Below are 15,257 nucleotides of genomic sequence, written 5' to 3'. Positions count from 1 at the left end.
GTTCGAAGCCGGGCGGGAGCGTCCCGCCGGCTTTGCGGGGCGGTTCTTAGTGCGCTTCGGCCCAATTGGAACCGCGGCCTGCGTCCACCACCAGTTTCACATCCAGATGCACCGCCGGATCGGCGGCGTTCTCCATCACCTGGCGGGCGGTTTCGATGGTCTCCTCCACCGCCGCCTCCGGCACCTCAAACAGCAGTTCGTCGTGCACCTGCAACAGCATCCGCGCGGGCAGATGGGCAATTGCCTCCGGCATCCGGATCATTGCCCGGCGGATCACGTCTGCTGCGGTGCCCTGAATGGGCGCGTTGATCGCGGCGCGTTTGGCAAAGCCCGCCTTCGGCCCCTTGGCGTTGATTTCCGCGGTGTGGATCTTGCGCCCGAACAGGGTCTGGACGTAGCCATGCTCCTTGGCGAACTCGACGGTGCTGTCCATGTACTTGCGGATGCCTGGGAAGCGCTCGAAATAGCGGTCGATGAACCCCTGCGCGTCCTTGCGCGGAATGCGCAGGTTGCGCGCCAGGCCAAAGCCCGAGATGCCGTAGATCACACCAAAGTTGATCGCCTTGGCCTGGCGGCGGATCTCTGGCGTCATCTCCTCCAGCGGCACCTCGAACATCTCGGAGGCGGTCATCGCGTGAATGTCGACGCCTTCGGCAAAGGCCTGTTTCAGCGCATCAATCCCGGCCATATGGGCGAGAATGCGCAGTTCGATCTGGCTGTAGTCGAGCGACAGCAGCACATTGCCTTCCTCTGCCACAAAGGCCTCGCGGATACGGCGGCCTTCCTCGGTGCGCACCGGAATATTCTGCAGGTTCGGATCGGTCGAGGCCATGCGCCCGGTGCTGGCCCCGGTCTGGGCATAAGACGTATGCACCCGGCCGGTGTCGGGATTGATATGGTCCTGCAGCGCATCGGTGTAGGTCGATTTCAGTTTTGACAGCTGCCGCCAGTCCAGCACCCGCTTCGGCAGGTCATGCTCGGTCGCCAGATCCTCCAGGATATCGGCGCCGGTGGAGTACTTCCCGTTTTTGCCGCGCTTGCCGCCTTCCAATCCCATCTTGTCGAACAAGATCTCGCCCAGCTGCGCTGGTGAGCCGACGTTGAAGGTCTCCCCCGCCAGCTCGTGGATTTCGGCTTCCAAGCCAGCCATCTTCTGGGCGAATGCATTGGACATGCGGCTCAGCGTATCGCGGTCCACCTTGATGCCATTGCGCTCCATATCCGCCAGCACCGGCACCAGCGGCCGCTCCAGCGTCTCATAAACAGTCGTGACCCGCTCCTGATGCAGCTGCGGCTTGAAGACCTGCCACAGGCGCAGGGTGATGTCGGCGTCTTCCGCCGCATAAGGCACCGCGTCCTCGATCGGCACCCGGTCAAAGGTGATCGCCGATTTGCCGCTGCCCAGCAGCGGTTTGATCGGGATCGGCGTGTGATCCAGATAGCGTTCGGACAGCGCATCCATGCCATGCCCGTGCATTCCGGCATGCAGCGCATAGGACATCAGCATGGTGTCATCCACCGGCGCCACATCCACGCCGTAGCGGTGCAGGATCTTGGCGTCGTATTTCATGTTCTGGCCGATTTTCATGATCGCCGGGTCTTCCAGAACCGGTTTCAGCATGGCGACCGCTTCCTCCAGCGGCATCTGCCCCTCGGACAGCCCCGCGCCGCCGAACAGATCATCGCCCCCGGCCTTATGGGTCAGCGGGATATAGCAGGCCTCGCCTGCCTCCACACACAGCGAGATGCCGACCAGATCGACGACCATTTCATCCAGGCCGGTGGTCTCGGTATCCACCGCCACCCAGCCGCGCTCGCGGATGCGGTCAACCCAGACCTGCAGCGCCGCTGCGTCGCGGACGCATTCGTATTTCTCCTTGTCGAACGGCACGAATTCCGGTGCGGCCAATTCTGCCGCAGCAGCGGGTGCCTCCGGGATCGCAGGGGCGTCCATGCCCAGCTGATCGGCCATGCGCTTGGACAGTGTGCGGAACTCCATCTCAGACAGGAAGGTCAGTAGAGTCTCCGCGTCCGGCTCCTTCACTTCCAGATCGTCCAGGGTGAAGTCCAGCTCCATATTGCAGTCGAGCTGCACCAGCTTCTTCGACAGCTCGATCTGATCGCGCTTCTCGATCAGCGTCTGGCGGCGCTTGGGCTGCTTGATCTCTTCGGCGCGGTCCAGAAGCTCTTCCAAAGAGCCGAATTCGTTGATCAGCAGCGCGGCGGTCTTGATCCCGATTCCCGGCGCGCCCGGCACGTTGTCAACCGAGTCGCCAGCCAGCGCCTGCACATCCACCACCCGGTCGGGGCCGACACCGAATTTCTCCACCACGCCGTCGCTGTCGATGCGCTTGTTCTTCATCGCGTCCAGCATCTCGACGCCGCCGCCGACCAGCTGCATCAGGTCCTTGTCCGACGAAATGATCGTCACCCGCCCGCCTGCATCGCGCGCCTGATGCGCCAGGGTTGCGATGATGTCGTCGGCCTCGAAGCCTTCGATCTCCTTGCAGGCGATGTTGAAGGCGCGGGTGGCGTCGCGGGTCAGCGGGAACTGCGGCACCAGATCCTCCGGCGCCGGCGGGCGGTTGGCCTTGTACAAATCGTACATCTCGTTGCGGAAGGACTTGCCGGAATAGTCGAAAATCACCGCCACATGGGTTGGCGCATCCGGGCCCTTGTTGTCCTCCACCTGCTTGAACAGCATGTTGCAGAAGCCCGCGACCGCGCCGATCGGCAGCCCGTCGGATTTGCGCGTGAGCGGCGGCAGCGCGTGATAGGCGCGGAAGATGAAGGCCGAGCCGTCGATCAGATGCAGATGGCAGCCCTTGCCGAATTGTGTCCCGCTCATTGTGCTGCTCCCCGGTTCATTCGCGCATGGTGGTTTGGACAGTGTTATTCAGTATCCAGCCGCCATCCGCAATCGCCCTGTTGCCCGCTGCTGCCACCGGCATGGGCACAATCCGGCGCACAGGGATGTGATCTGCCGCCGCGGTCAGGCAGTTGCCCCCGCGCGGACCCCGTGCCTATCTGATGTCATGCGTTGGATCCTTCTCATAGGCTTGCTTGCGGCGCTGTCCGGCTGCCGCGACGAGGTCCGGATGCTCACGGCTGAGGAACTGCAGGCGTTCTTCACCCATGACCGCAAAATCGCCTTCACCCGGCTGGCGTTGTCCGGCACCGCGGTCCTGCGGACAGACGGCACCTTTGAGGTCACGATCCCGCGGGTGGGAGAAGACACAGGCACTTGGCGGCTGGACGGGGACAGAATCTGCAGCCGCTGGGCAGAGTTCCGCCGCGGCCAGGAACTGTGCGCCCTGGCCGGAGCGCTGCCGGACGGCACCTACCGCGGCATGTTTGCCGCCTCCGGCACCCGGCTGGGTGATTTCTGGTTTGTCTATTGAGACGTCCTGACCGTCAGGCTCAAAACACCCCCATTGCCAGCCCCGCGCCCATCGCCAGCCCCAGCTCGCGGCAGGCCTCAAGCTGATCCTCCGGGATCACCTTCTCCGCCAGAATGGCCTCCGGCGTCTGTGCATGGGTGCAGATAATCAGCGGTTTCTGCACTTCTTTCAGGCGCCAGCCGGTGGCAATCCGCGCGCATTGCCGGGCCGCGTTTTCGCCGTCGGAGCCGGCACAGACCATCTGCGCATAAGGCCGCCCCTCGATCTGTCCCAGCACCGGGTAATAGCAGCGGTCAAAGAACTCTTTCATCTGGCCGGACAGCGCCGCCAGATTCTCCGGTGCGCAGAAGATATAGCCGTCCACTGCCAGCAGATCCTCCGGCCCGGCATCTTCGGCCCGCTTCAAAACGGTCTCGACCTCACCGCGCGCGGCCTCATACGCTGCCTCCGCCATCCGGCGGCTGCCGCCAGTGCGTGAGTGGTAGACGATCAGAAGCTGTGCCATATCCGCTGCCCGCGCTTGTTTCCCGCACCGGACACTACCGGATGCAGGCAAATTTCTTCAAAGAAATTTGGCCGGAAAATTCGAATTTTCCGGCGCCCGGACACTGCCTTTGCAGCCTGCTGCGGCCCGGATCACTCCGCCGCCTTGGCCGCGTCCTCATAGATGAACTTGCAGTCGCAATAGGGGCATTCGACCCAGCCCTGCTCCTCCGGGATCTGCAGATAGACCCGCGGATGCCCCAGCGCGCCTTCGCTGCCGTCGCAGGCCACCTTGCGGCTGTTCACGATCCTGGTTTCCGGCGCTTCGGTGCTCATGGCTGGCAGTCCTTTCACTTTTCGGCTAGGCGCTTTTATGAGCCAAGGAAAAACCGGGGGCAAGAGCGGCGATGAGTGCGGACGCAATCCAGATCAAAGCTTTGCGCAAAATCTACAAGGGCCATAAGGGCCAGCCGGAGAAACACGCGCTGAAGGGCGTTGACCTGACGGTGCCGCGCGGTTCTGTCTTTGGCCTCTTGGGTCCCAACGGCGCGGGCAAATCGACGATGATCAACATCCTGGCGGGGCTGGTGCGCAAGACCTCCGGCACGGTGTCGATCTGGGGCTTCGACCAGGACGCAAACCCGCGCCAAGCCCGCGCCGCCATCGGCGTCATGCCGCAGGAGCTGAACCTCGACCCCTTCTTCACCCCGCGCGGCGCGCTTGAGGTGCAGGCAGGCCTCTACGGCGTGCCGAAATCCGAACGCCACAGCGACGAGATTCTGCGGATGATCGGGCTTGAGGACAAGGCAGAGGCCTATGCCCGCACCCTCTCCGGCGGCATGCGGCGGCGGCTCCTCTTGGGCAAGGCGCTGGTCCACCGCCCATCGGTGTTGGTGCTGGACGAACCCACTGCGGGCGTTGACATCGAACTGCGCCAGATGCTGTGGGAAAACATCCGCAAGCTGAACGCGCAAGGCATGACCATCATCCTCACCACCCATTACCTGGAGGAGGCCGAGGAGATGTGCGACGAGATCGCCATCATCAACCAGGGCGAGGTGGTGGCGCGCGACAGCAAATCCAGCCTGCTGGGCCGGCTCGACGCCAAAACCATGGTGGTGCAGCCCGCGGTGCCGGTCACGGTGCTGCCGCAAGGAGACGGCATTGAGTCCGAGCTGCGCGAAGACGGCGCCGTCTGCTTGCGCTACCGCAGCCAGGCCACCAGCGCCGAAGACGTGCTGGCCGCGGTCCATGCGGCAGGGATTTCAATCCGCGACGTGAAGACCGAGGAAGCGGACCTGGAGGATGTGTTCCTGTCGCTGACCAAGGCGGGGTGAGGGGCACCTCTGCCTGGTGACCAGATGCGGGACGAAGCGGACTTCGACAGATTAACGGCTGCTATTCAGCCTCTGCCTGCACGATAGAGATGGCCACTGGTGCACGATAAATATTCTTGTCGCGAAAGTTGGCGCTTACGGCGTCGGTTGCTTGAGCGCGAATTGCTTCAATCACTTCCGGCTTCTGACCCTTGATAAGCTGGGACGCCGCAACAGTTGCCGTGAGGAATATCTCGAATAACTCACCCGGTTCATCCAGGAGCCAATGCGTTGTGACGTTTTCATGGGAAACCATACGCAAGCCAGATGCCTTCATCATCGCCTTCGCTTCGTCGGGTCGCGCAAAAGCGAAAAGGTCTGGCTGAGCGGGGGCATCGGAAAAATCTGCATTCGCCTTAATCGCACCAAAGACAGTTGCGAACGCCGGAGAAACATCTGGGGTCGCCCAAGTTGCCATCAAGAAACGACCGCCCGTACGCAGCACCCTGTTGATTTCATCTAACGCTTTTGGTTGCTCAGGTAAGTGCATCATTCCAAAGTTGCAGACCACCTGATCAAATTGGCCGTCAGCGAATGGAAGTGCTGCCGCGTCACCCTGCTGAAGAACAGCATCTGGTGCGGTCTCCGCCGCTAAGGCAAGCATTTCTTCAGAGAAGTCTAAGCCGGTAACACGTGAACCCGCCTCGCTAAGCATTGCAGTCAAGGCGCCTTGCCCGCAACATAAATCCAGAACTTCCATTCCTTTTGGCGCTCCACGATTGATCAACTCCCGGGCCGCGTAGTCCGTTACAGGGCCAAACTTTTTTACATAGGCGGAGACAATGTTCTCGTCGGCCCAGCCGAGGCGCTCGCGGGCAGCGAATTCGTCAAAGTCTTGCATATTTTCCCCATCCTCCGTCTGACATCCCCATCGTTAGTCGAATGATAAATGAAAACAGTGAGGTCAGCTATGGCCTCAGTTCTGCCGTTGGCTGTCGGAGTGAGACACCGCAGCCACCGCCCGCCTCCAGCCCTCACCCCCGGTCGATCCGTGCCTGATAGCAGTTGTTGCGCGATGACCGGATGTGGATGTAGTCCACCCGCTCATCGGCAAAGATCGCCTCGGCCCGCCCCATCATCTCCGCCTGCGGGATCACGATGCCGGTGCCGTAAACGATCCGGTGATCGGCGCTGTAGCCCTTGATCAGGTAATCGGGGGAGCCTTCCAGAGCCTCCGGCACCGCCTCGCCGTCATGGCGTTCGCAATGATCCGCGCACAGGAAGATCGGCCCGGTCTCGGCATAGGGCTGTGCCTCGGGGAAGGGGCGGTGGGCGAGGATCAGCATCTCCTTGCCCTCGGGGATGTAGTGCAGGCAGTGGCGGCAGGGGTTGCCGCCGCCGTCCGACACCGTGCGCTCCGGCATCTGGCCATGGGCGTCAGAGCCGCCATCCTGCAGGGCGCGGACGGTATCGGTGGGCAGGGCGGTGATCTTGGTCATCGGGTTTCTCCTTTGCTGCCAGCACCCTGCCCGAACTGCAGGGCGGCAATCGACCCGGATCTTGCGCATCCCGCAGTGAGTTGGAGTAAAGCCCTCCCGCCCGCCGGGCGGGCATTGAAAATGCCCTGCGGCGGTTGGGCGTAGCGCCGCGCAGGCGCGCGGCGCGGCACCGCATTCCAGTAGGACTCCACATGAGAACAAAACGGGAATATCATACCCCCATGTTTGCCGAATTCGCCTGTCTCTCCAACTTCACCTTCCTCACCGGCGCCTCCCACCCGGAGGAGTATGCGGCGCGCGCGCTGGAACTGGGGCTTGGCGCCTTTGCCATCGCGGATGAAAACTCGGTGGCGGGCATCGTGCGCGCCCATGCGGAGTGCCGCGACATTGCCCGCCGGGTGCGGGAGCGGCAGGCCTGGGACCGTACACACACACCCATCGGCCCGCCGCGCCCCGCAGATATTGCGCAACCCGCCTCCTTCCCGGTTTATGAAACCGTGCGGCTGATCCCGGCAGCGCGGCTGATCTTCAGCGACGCGCCGGAGGTGATCGCGCTGCCAGTGACCCGCGTGGGCTGGGGCAGCCTGACCCGGCTGCTCTCAACCGGGCGGCTCAGGGCAGAGAAGGGCAGCTGCATCCTGCATCTCTCCGACCTGATGGAATTTGCGGACGGCCTCCACCTGCTGCTGCTGCCGCAGGCGCAGCATCTGCCCTGCGGCGCGGATGGATGGGACCCGCATATGGACGCGCTGACGCGCCGCTTTGCCGGGCGGATGCACCTGTTGATGACGCCAGCCTATGACGGCGGCGACCGGGCCCGCTTTGCCGCGCTTGCAGAGCTGGCGGAACATCTCAACCTGCCCCCCTTGGCCAGCGCCGCGCCCAAAATGCACCATGGCCGCCGCCGCCGCCTGGGCGATGTGCTGAGTGCCATCCGGCTGCGCTGCAAGGTGGAGGAGCTGGGCCGCGCCGCCATGGCCAACGCGGAGCAGCGCCTGCGCTCGGAGGCCGAGATGCGCCGCCTGTTCCGCGGTTATGAACACGCGGTGGATAATGCCGCCCATCTGGCAGCGCAGCTGACCTTCTCGCTGGATGAGCTGCGCTATGACTACCCGGACGAGGGGCGCGAGAGCGAAACCCCGCCCCAGCGGCTGCGGCGGCTGGCCGAGGAGGGCCTCAGCTGGCGCTACCCCGGCGGCGCGCCACAGCGGGTGCGTGCCCTGCTGGAGCATGAGCTGGCCCTGATCGCCAAGCTGAAATACGACCCCTATTTCCTCACCGTGCGCGACATCGTCGCCTTTGCCCGTTCCCGCGGGATCCTCTGCCAGGGCCGCGGTTCGGCGGCAAATTCGGTGGTCTGCTACTGCCTGGGCGTCACCTCCGTCAGCCCGGAACTGGGCACCATGGTGTTCGAGCGTTTCGTCTCCGAAGCCCGCGACGAGCCGCCCGACATTGACGTCGACTTCGAGCATGAGCGGCGCGAGGAGGTGATCCAGTGGATCTATGAACGCTACGGCCGCCACCGCGCGGGCCTCTGCGCCACGGTGATCCACTACCGCGGCAAACGCGCCATCCGCGAGGTCGGCCGCGCCATGGGTCTCACGGAGGACACCATCTCCGCCATGTCCTCGCAGCTCTGGGGGTTCTTCAGCAGCAAGGGGGTGGAGGCGGAGCGGATGCGCGAGATCGGCCTGGACCCGAACAGCCGCCGCCTGCAGCTGACCCTGCAGCTGGTGGAGCAGATCATCGGCTTCCCCCGCCACCTCAGCCAGCATGTGGGCGGTTTCATCATCACCCAAGGGCGGCTCGATGAACTGGTGCCCATTGAAAATGCCACCATGGAGGGCCGCACGGTCATCTGCTGGGACAAGGATGACATCGACACGCTGGGCATCCTCAAGGTCGATGTGCTGTCGCTGGGGATGCTCACCTGCATCCGCAAGGCGTTTGATCTGATGCGCCAGCATCACCAGCTGGACTACAGCCTGGCGACCCTGCCGCCGGAGGACCCAGCGGTCTACAACATGCTGTGCCGGGCTGACAGCATCGGCGTCTTTCAGGTTGAAAGCCGGGCACAGATGAACTTCCTGCCCCGGATGCGGCCGCGCAATTTCTATGACCTGGTGATCGAGGTCGCCATCGTCCGCCCCGGCCCGATCCAGGGCGACATGGTGCACCCCTATATCCGCCGCAGGAACGGCGAGGAGCCGGTGCATTTCCCCTCCGACGCGCTGGGCGAGGTGCTGGGCAAGACCCTCGGCGTGCCGCTGTTTCAGGAGCAGGCGATGCAGATCGCCATCGTCGGCGCCGGCTTCACGCCGGAACAGGCCGACCGGCTGCGGCGGTCGCTGGCGACCTTCAAGAAACACGGCAACGTCAGCGAATTCCGCTCTCTGTTCCTGCGCGGCATGGCCAGGAACGGCTATGACGCGGAGTTCTCCGAACGCTGCTTTTCCCAGATCGAGGGCTTCGGTTCCTACGGCTTTCCCGAAAGTCATGCCGCCAGTTTCGCGCTGCTGGTCTATGCCTCGGCCTGGATCAAGTGCCACCATCCGGGGATCTTTGCCTGCGCGCTCTTGAATGCGCAGCCGATGGGCTTCTACGCGCCCGCCCAGATCGTCCGTGATGCCCGCGAACACGGGGTGGCGGTGCGCCCGGTCTGCATCAACAACTCCTACTGGGACAACGTGATGGAGCCCGACGGCCACGGCGGCCTGGCGCTGCGGCTGGGGTTCCGGCAGGTGAAGGGCCTGCGGGACGAGGACGCCGCCTGGCTGACCGCCGCGCGCGGCAACGGCTATCACGAGGTGGAGGACGTCTGGCGCAAGGCCGGCATCGCGCCGCCGGTGATCGAGCGGCTGGCCGAAGCGGATGCCTTTGCCGCTCTTGGCCTCAACCGGCGCGAGGCCTTATGGGCCGCCAAGGCGATCACCGCCCGCAAGCCCCTGCCGCTGTTTGCCCGCGAGCTGGAAGGCGAGGGGATCTATGAGCCGGAGGCGGACCTGCCGCAGATGGGCCTGGGCGAGGAGGTGGTGGAGGATTACGTCGCCATGCGGCTGAGCTTGCGGGCGCATCCGGTGGCGCTGATCCGGCATCTGCTGACGCCGCAGGACACGGGCGGCGGTGCCAGAGGCGGGCCGGGGAGTTGAGTATTTGGGCAAAGAAGAAGCGCAGATTGATAGCAGGTATCTTGGTACCTTAATACCAAAGTTGAATCGTTCTATATCAGCCCTCTGAAAGGAGGGTGCGATGAAATCAGTAACCCGTGTTCAAACCGGCCTGCGCCTGGAGGTGCGGCTGCTGAAGACCATGAAGGCGCTGGCGGAATATCTGGACATTTCGGTGGCGGAACTGGTCGAGGGCATGGCGCTGCACGCCTTTGAAGGCAAGGCGCCGTTCTCGGAAGAAACCCTGAGCAAGATCGGGGCGCTGCGGGCGGTCTACGGGCTGGACCTGACCGCCGCCGACAGCCACAGCCTGACGGAGGATCCGCAATGAGCGAACGCACAGACTATGCCGTGATGGCAGCGGAGCTGGCCACAGGCACGCTGCAGCCGCAGGGCTTCAGCCACCGGGCGCACCTGGGCGTGGCCTATGAAATCCTCTCCCGCCAAGAGGTGTTCGAGGGCATGGCCATCTATGCCCGTGGCTTGCGCCGGCTGACCGAAGCCGCCGGGGTGCCGGAGAAATTCAACGCGACAGTGACGCTGGCGTTCCTGAGCCTGACAGCGGAGCGGATGGCGGGTGGCGATTATGCGGACACGGAGGCCTTTCTGGACGGCAATGCCGACTTGCTGCAGCCCGGTGTTCTGCACCGCTACTTCCCGGCGGACACGCTGGCCAGCGATCTGGCGCGGCGGGTGCCGGTGCTGGTGCCGCAGAACGCCAGCAGTATGGATGCCGCGCCGGCCCAGAGTTGAGTATTTGACGAAAGATGAAGCGGCATTGCCGGGGTGCCGCGCCGTGATAACGCCAACTGTGGCAGGAAAGCCGGTTCACCCCGGCGCGGCAAGGCGTTAGAAGGCTTGCGAACATTGCCCAACCTTGCCCTGCCCCGGAGCTGATCCATGACCGCACCCAAACCCGTTGTCCTGTGCATTCTTGATGGCTGGGGCAGCGGCGAGCCCGGCAAGGCCAACGCGCCTTATCTGGCGCAGACGCCAACTTTTGATGCGATCATGGCCAAGGGGCCGAGCGCCAGGCTGATCACCCATGGGCCGGATGTGGGCCTGCCGACCGGACAGATGGGCAATTCCGAGGTGGGGCATACCAACATCGGCGCGGGCCGGGTGGTGGCGATGGACCTGGGCCAGATCGACCTGGCGATCGAGGACGGCAGCTTCTTTGAAAACGCGGCGCTGCAGGCGTTTATCGCGCAGCTGAAGGAAAGCGGCGGCGCGGCGCATCTGATGGGGCTGGTCTCCGACGGCGGCGTGCATGGGCATATCAACCACATCCTGGCGGCGGTGAAAGCCATTCATGAGGCCGGCGTGCCGGTCTGGCTGCATGCGATCACCGACGGCCGTGACGTGGCGCCGAAATCGGCCTTCCGCCATTTCCGCCGGCTGGAGGAAAAACTGCCGGAAGGTGTGCGGATTGCCACCGTCACCGGGCGCTATTTTGCAATGGACCGTGACAACCGCTGGGGCCGTGTCAGCGAAGCCTATGATGCAATGATCCACGCCAAGGGGCGGCCTGGCCTGACCGCCCACAGCGCGGTGGACCATGCCTATAACCAGTCGGAGACGGATGAGTTCATCGGCGCCACCGTGCTGCAGGGCTTTGACGGGGTGAAGGATGGCGACGGGTTTTTCTGCCTCAACTTCCGCGCCGACCGCGCGCGGGAAATTCTGCGCGCCATCGGTGAACCGGGGTTTGCAGAGTTCGATACCGGCCAGCGCCCGAAACTGGCGGCGCTGATGGGCATGGTGGAATACTCCGATGCCCATAATGATTACATGACCACCGCCTATCCGAAGGCGGCGATTGTCAACACGCTGGGCGCCTGGGTCGCCAAGCACGGCAAGACCCAGTTCCGTCTGGCCGAAACCGAAAAATACCCGCATGTGACTTTCTTCCTCAATGGCGGCAAAGAAGAGCCGGAAGAGGGCGAAGACCGTTTCATGCCGAAGTCTCCCAACGTGGCGACCTATGATCTGCAGCCGGAGATGTCGGCGCCGGAAGTGACGGAGCAATTCGTCGAGGCGATCGAGGCAGGCTATGACCTCATCGTGACCAACTACGCCAACCCCGACATGGTCGGGCACACCGGCGATCTGAAGGCGGCGATCCGCGCCTGCGAGGCGGTGGACCAGGGGCTGGCCAAGGTGGTCGCGGCGCTGGAGAAGGCGGGTGGCGCGATGATCGTCACCGCCGACCACGGCAACTGCGAGGTGATGGTGGACCCGGAAACCGGCGGCGCCCACACTGCCCACACGCTGAACCTGGTGCCGGTGGCGCTGGTCGGCGGGCCGGAGGGCGCGGCTTTGCGCGATGGCCGCCTGGCCGATCTGGCACCGACCATTCTGGAGCTGATGGGGCTGGAGAAACCGGCTGAGATGACCGGGGAGAGCCTGCTGTCATGATCCGGCGTGCGGGCCTGATGCTGCTGGCCCTGCTGGCCGCGCCGCTGCAGGCGGCAGCGGACCCGGCGGATGCCGCGCGCGACGCGGCAGAACAGCTGGAAGCGGCCTCTGTCCAGCTGCAGGAGGCCGACAGTTCCCGCGACCGGGTGAAGGCGCTGACCTCCACCGTGCAGGCCTATGAAGCCGGCCTTGCGGCGATGCGCGACGGCCTGCGCCGGGTGGCGCGGCGTGAGGGGCAGCTGAGCGCGCAATTGGCGGCGCGGCAGGAGGAGGTCTCGGGCCTTCTGGGCATCATCCAGACCATTGAAACCTCGCCGCCGCCGGTCTTGATGGTGCATCCCTCCGGGCCTTTGGGGGCAGCGCGGTCTGCGATGATGCTGGCAGAGGTGACACCGGCGCTGCAGGCGCGGGCGCAGGGGCTGAAGGCGGACTTGGACGAGGTGCAGGCGCTGCGGCTGTTGCAGCAGAACGCCGCCAAGACGCTGGAGGAGGGGCTGGCCGGCGTGCAGAGCGCCCGGGTGCAGCTGTCTACCGCGATTGCCGACCGCACCACATTGCCGAAACGCTTTACCGAGGACCCGGTGCGCACCGCGATCCTGATCTCCTCAACCGAGACCTTGTCAGGCTTTGCCGATGGTCTGGCAGAGATTGCCGGCGGTGAGATTGCCGCCAGCGAAGCCGACATCAGCGGTTTGCGCGGCACGCTGCCCCTGCCGGTCGAGGGGCTGCTGTTGCGCGGCTACGGCGAGCGCGATGCCGCGGGCATTGCCCGGCCGGGCTGGCTGATTGCCGCCCGCCCGCGGGCGCTGGTGACCTCGCCTACCGCGGCCACCATCCGCTACCGCGGGCCGCTGCTGGATCTGGGCAACGTGGTGATTCTGGAACCGCAGCCAAACACGCTGTTTGTGCTCTCGGGCCTGGCCGAGGTGTTCGGCGAGGCGGGCCAGGTGATCCCGGAGGGCACGCCGGTCGGATTGATGAGCGGAGAAAACCCGAAACCGGACGCAATTCTGTCAACAAGCGGTGAAGGGGGTGGAACTGACCGGACAGAAACGCTCTATATAGAGGTGAGAATGGACAACAGCCCGGTGGACCCCGAAACGTGGTTCCGCACTGGAAAAGGTGGATGAAGGCTTGATGAAAAAATTTGCGATGGCCGCCGTTGGCGGCACGCTGGCAGGGATTGTTGCAACATCCTATGTGGCAGCCCCCTTGCTGGCGCAGGAAGGCGCGCGCGAGGCTAACGTCTATGAGCAGCTGGACCTGTTCGGCGATATCTTCGAGCGCATCCGGGCGCAGTATGTCGAGGAAGTCGACGAGAAGGAGCTGATCGAGGCGGCGATCGGCGGCATGCTGGCGTCGCTGGATCCGCATTCCAGCTATCTGTCGCCGGATGATGCGGCCAGCATGCGGGTGCAGACCCGCGGCGAGTTCGGCGGCCTCGGGATCGAGGTCACTCAGGAGGAGGGCTTTGTCAAAGTTGTCTCCCCCATTGACGGCACCCCGGCGGATGAAGCCGGGATGGAAGCCGGCGATTTCATCACCCACGTGGACGGCGAAAGCGTTCTGGGCCTGTCGCTGGACGACGCGGTGGAGCTGATGCGCGGACCGGTTGGATCGGAGATCGTGATCACCGTTGTGCGCGAGGGCGAGGCGGAGCCGTTTGACGTGTCGATCATCCGCGACACCATCAAGCTGACTGCGGTACGCGGCCGCACCGAGGGCGACACCGTGGTGATGCGGATCACCACCTTCAACGACCAGACCACGCCGAACCTCGAGGAAAACCTGAAGAAGCAGATCGAGGAAGCCGGCGGCATGGAGAACGTCAACGGCATCGTGCTGGACCTGCGCAACAATCCGGGCGGTCTGCTGACCCAGGCGATCAAGGTGGCCGACAGCTTCCTGGAGTCGGGTGAGATCGTCTCCACCCGCGGCCGCGACCCGGAAGACGGCGAGCGCTTCAACGCCACCCCGGGCGACCTGGCAGAGGGCAAGCCGATTGTGGTGCTGATCAACGGCGGCTCGGCCTCGGCGTCAGAAATCGTTGCAGGTGCGCTGCAGGACCACCGCCGCGCTATCGTGGTGGGCACCAAGTCCTTCGGCAAGGGCTCGGTCCAGACGGTGATGCCGTTGAAGGGCGAGGGCGCGATGCGCCTGACCACCGCGCGCTATTACACGCCGTCGGGCCGGTCGATCCAGGCGCTGGGCGTGTCCCCCGACATCGTGGTGGCTCAGCCGCGCCGGGTGGCTACGGCTGAGGAGGAGAATGACTCGCCCGCCCGCCGTTCCCGTTCGGAAGCCGACCTGCGCGGCAGCCTGAACAACGACAGCCTGTCCGAGGATGAAATCCGCCAGATCGAGGAAGAGCGCGAGAAGGCCGAGAAAGCCGCGGAGCTGCGCGAGCAGGACTACCAGCTGGCCTATGCCATCGACATCCTGAAGGGGATGGTGGCGCTGGGGCCGAAGTAAGCCCGCGCAAACACGCATCAGGAAGGGGCCGTCCGGTTGGGCGGCCTTTTTCATTTTTGCTGTGCCGCCGGGTCTGGCGGGGTTTGGGTGCTGTACCGTTGTTGCGCTGTGTCCCAGTTAAGGGGGCGGCGCCGCCGGGGTGGAGGTGGACAGACCCCGCCGGGGGCCTGCTCGGACAGGATATCCTGGACGACCCCCTTTTTATCAGGGCCGGTCTCCGGGGTGTCGCGCAGGCAGCCTCACAGATGCCTGCGCCTCGTATCATGGCCCATGCGCGGAGCCATGGCGGGGGATCGCGATCTTTTGGGAGTATGGCAGAGGGGAATGAGAATTGCGTGAAGGGGGCGTACGGTGGGTACGCAACACCTTGGCGGAAGTGAGCTTTTCCGCCCGGAACAAGGCGCGCAGCGCCGCCGGGCGAGCGCCTGCCCGCCCGCACGGGCTGGCGCTTTCGAGAGGGTAATGCTCCCTTGAGAACTCGTACGGACGCGGCTGGGATAA

General features: G+C 64.5%; 13 protein-coding genes. 8 read left to right on the top strand and 5 right to left on the bottom strand.

Annotated elements, in window-relative coordinates; translation table 11 throughout:
• Positions 1 to 46: 46 nt before the first annotated feature.
• On the bottom strand, positions 47 to 2,848 hold the full coding sequence (gene polA / locus RA25_RS13400) for a DNA polymerase I (protein ID WP_039173044.1): 2,802 nt from the start codon (positions 2,846 to 2,848) through the stop codon (positions 47 to 49).
• Positions 2,849 to 3,035: 187 nt separating this feature from the next.
• Here polA and RA25_RS13395 point away from each other — a divergent pair, with 187 nt between their 5' ends.
• Positions 3,036 to 3,401 carry a hypothetical protein gene (locus RA25_RS13395; protein ID WP_039173041.1) on the top strand — a complete coding sequence of 122 codons (366 nt, stop codon included), beginning with the start codon at positions 3,036 to 3,038 and terminating at the stop codon, positions 3,399 to 3,401.
• A gap of 19 nt (positions 3,402 to 3,420) precedes the next feature.
• Here RA25_RS13395 and RA25_RS13390 read toward each other — a convergent pair whose 3' ends face one another.
• Positions 3,421 to 3,906: a flavodoxin family protein gene (locus tag RA25_RS13390; protein ID WP_039173038.1), complete on the bottom strand. Its 486-nt coding sequence runs from the start codon at positions 3,904 to 3,906 to the stop codon at positions 3,421 to 3,423.
• 131 nt (positions 3,907 to 4,037) lie between these two features.
• On the bottom strand, positions 4,038 to 4,220 hold the full coding sequence (locus RA25_RS13385) for a zinc-finger domain-containing protein (RefSeq protein ID WP_019295009.1): 183 nt from the start codon (positions 4,218 to 4,220) through the stop codon (positions 4,038 to 4,040).
• 71 nt (positions 4,221 to 4,291) lie between these two features.
• Between RA25_RS13385 and RA25_RS13380 the strand changes: the two genes are divergently transcribed.
• On the top strand, positions 4,292 to 5,221 hold the full coding sequence (locus tag RA25_RS13380) for an ABC transporter ATP-binding protein (protein ID WP_039173035.1): 930 nt from the start codon (positions 4,292 to 4,294) through the stop codon (positions 5,219 to 5,221).
• 61 nt (positions 5,222 to 5,282) lie between these two features.
• On the opposite strand, the gene RA25_RS22160 is transcribed toward RA25_RS13380, so the two are convergent.
• Together RA25_RS22160 and RA25_RS13370 are read right to left on the bottom strand one after the other, a co-directional pair.
• On the bottom strand, positions 5,283 to 6,101 hold the full coding sequence (locus RA25_RS22160; protein WP_052254249.1) for a class I SAM-dependent methyltransferase: 819 nt from the start codon (positions 6,099 to 6,101) through the stop codon (positions 5,283 to 5,285).
• A 133-nt stretch (positions 6,102 to 6,234) separates the two neighbouring features.
• A complete protein-coding gene (locus RA25_RS13370) occupies positions 6,235 to 6,699 on the bottom strand; it encodes a DUF1203 domain-containing protein (protein WP_039146928.1) in 465 nt (154 codons plus the stop codon).
• A 221-nt stretch (positions 6,700 to 6,920) separates the two neighbouring features.
• Here RA25_RS13370 and RA25_RS13365 point away from each other — a divergent pair, with 221 nt between their 5' ends.
• The 6 genes from RA25_RS13365 (at position 6,921) to RA25_RS13340 (ending at position 14,756) form a co-directional block, all read left to right on the top strand.
• Positions 6,921 to 9,848, top strand: coding sequence for an error-prone DNA polymerase (locus RA25_RS13365; protein WP_039173033.1), 2,928 nt, complete (start codon positions 6,921 to 6,923; stop codon positions 9,846 to 9,848).
• 100 nt (positions 9,849 to 9,948) lie between these two features.
• A complete protein-coding gene (locus tag RA25_RS13360; protein ID WP_039173030.1) occupies positions 9,949 to 10,197 on the top strand; it encodes a hypothetical protein in 249 nt (82 codons plus the stop codon).
• Positions 10,194 to 10,619, top strand: coding sequence for a hypothetical protein (locus RA25_RS13355; protein WP_039173027.1), 426 nt, complete (start codon positions 10,194 to 10,196; stop codon positions 10,617 to 10,619). Before RA25_RS13360 ends, RA25_RS13355 begins: the two co-directional genes overlap by 4 nt.
• A gap of 147 nt (positions 10,620 to 10,766) precedes the next feature.
• Entirely contained in the window at positions 10,767 to 12,284 is a 1,518-nt protein-coding gene (gpmI, locus tag RA25_RS13350) for a 2,3-bisphosphoglycerate-independent phosphoglycerate mutase (protein WP_039173023.1), read from the top strand.
• Positions 12,281 to 13,414: a murein hydrolase activator EnvC family protein gene (locus tag RA25_RS13345; RefSeq protein ID WP_039173020.1), complete on the top strand. Its 1,134-nt coding sequence runs from the start codon at positions 12,281 to 12,283 to the stop codon at positions 13,412 to 13,414. Before gpmI ends, RA25_RS13345 begins: the two co-directional genes overlap by 4 nt.
• Before the next feature lie 7 nt (positions 13,415 to 13,421).
• On the top strand, positions 13,422 to 14,756 hold the full coding sequence (locus tag RA25_RS13340) for a S41 family peptidase (protein WP_039173216.1): 1,335 nt from the start codon (positions 13,422 to 13,424) through the stop codon (positions 14,754 to 14,756).
• Positions 14,757 to 15,257: the final 501 nt, after the last annotated feature.

Origin of the sequence: Leisingera sp. ANG-S5, assembly GCF_000813925.1 — a bacterium.
Lineage (GTDB): Bacteria > Pseudomonadota > Alphaproteobacteria > Rhodobacterales > Rhodobacteraceae > Leisingera.
The sequence above is the reverse complement of the archived record's forward strand: the minus strand, read 5'-3'. Positions and strand labels throughout refer to the sequence as shown.

Coding starts and splice junctions, on each gene's coding strand:
- RA25_RS22160 (WP_052254249.1), bottom strand. CDS start 6,101: ATGCAAGACTTTGACGAATTCGCTGCCCGCGAGCGCCTCGGCTGGGCC.
- RA25_RS13340 (WP_039173216.1), top strand. CDS start 13,422: ATGAAAAAATTTGCGATGGCCGCCGTTGGCGGCACGCTGGCAGGGATT.
- RA25_RS13355 (WP_039173027.1), top strand. CDS start 10,194: ATGAGCGAACGCACAGACTATGCCGTGATGGCAGCGGAGCTGGCCACA.
- polA (WP_039173044.1), bottom strand. CDS start 2,848: ATGAGCGGGACACAATTCGGCAAGGGCTGCCATCTGCATCTGATCGAC.
- RA25_RS13370 (WP_039146928.1), bottom strand. CDS start 6,699: ATGACCAAGATCACCGCCCTGCCCACCGATACCGTCCGCGCCCTGCAG.
- RA25_RS13385 (WP_019295009.1), bottom strand. CDS start 4,220: ATGAGCACCGAAGCGCCGGAAACCAGGATCGTGAACAGCCGCAAGGTG.
- RA25_RS13360 (WP_039173030.1), top strand. CDS start 9,949: ATGAAATCAGTAACCCGTGTTCAAACCGGCCTGCGCCTGGAGGTGCGG.
- RA25_RS13365 (WP_039173033.1), top strand. CDS start 6,921: ATGTTTGCCGAATTCGCCTGTCTCTCCAACTTCACCTTCCTCACCGGC.
- RA25_RS13390 (WP_039173038.1), bottom strand. CDS start 3,906: ATGGCACAGCTTCTGATCGTCTACCACTCACGCACTGGCGGCAGCCGC.
- RA25_RS13345 (WP_039173020.1), top strand. CDS start 12,281: ATGATCCGGCGTGCGGGCCTGATGCTGCTGGCCCTGCTGGCCGCGCCG.
- gpmI (WP_039173023.1), top strand. CDS start 10,767: ATGACCGCACCCAAACCCGTTGTCCTGTGCATTCTTGATGGCTGGGGC.
- RA25_RS13395 (WP_039173041.1), top strand. CDS start 3,036: ATGCGTTGGATCCTTCTCATAGGCTTGCTTGCGGCGCTGTCCGGCTGC.
- RA25_RS13380 (WP_039173035.1), top strand. CDS start 4,292: ATGAGTGCGGACGCAATCCAGATCAAAGCTTTGCGCAAAATCTACAAG.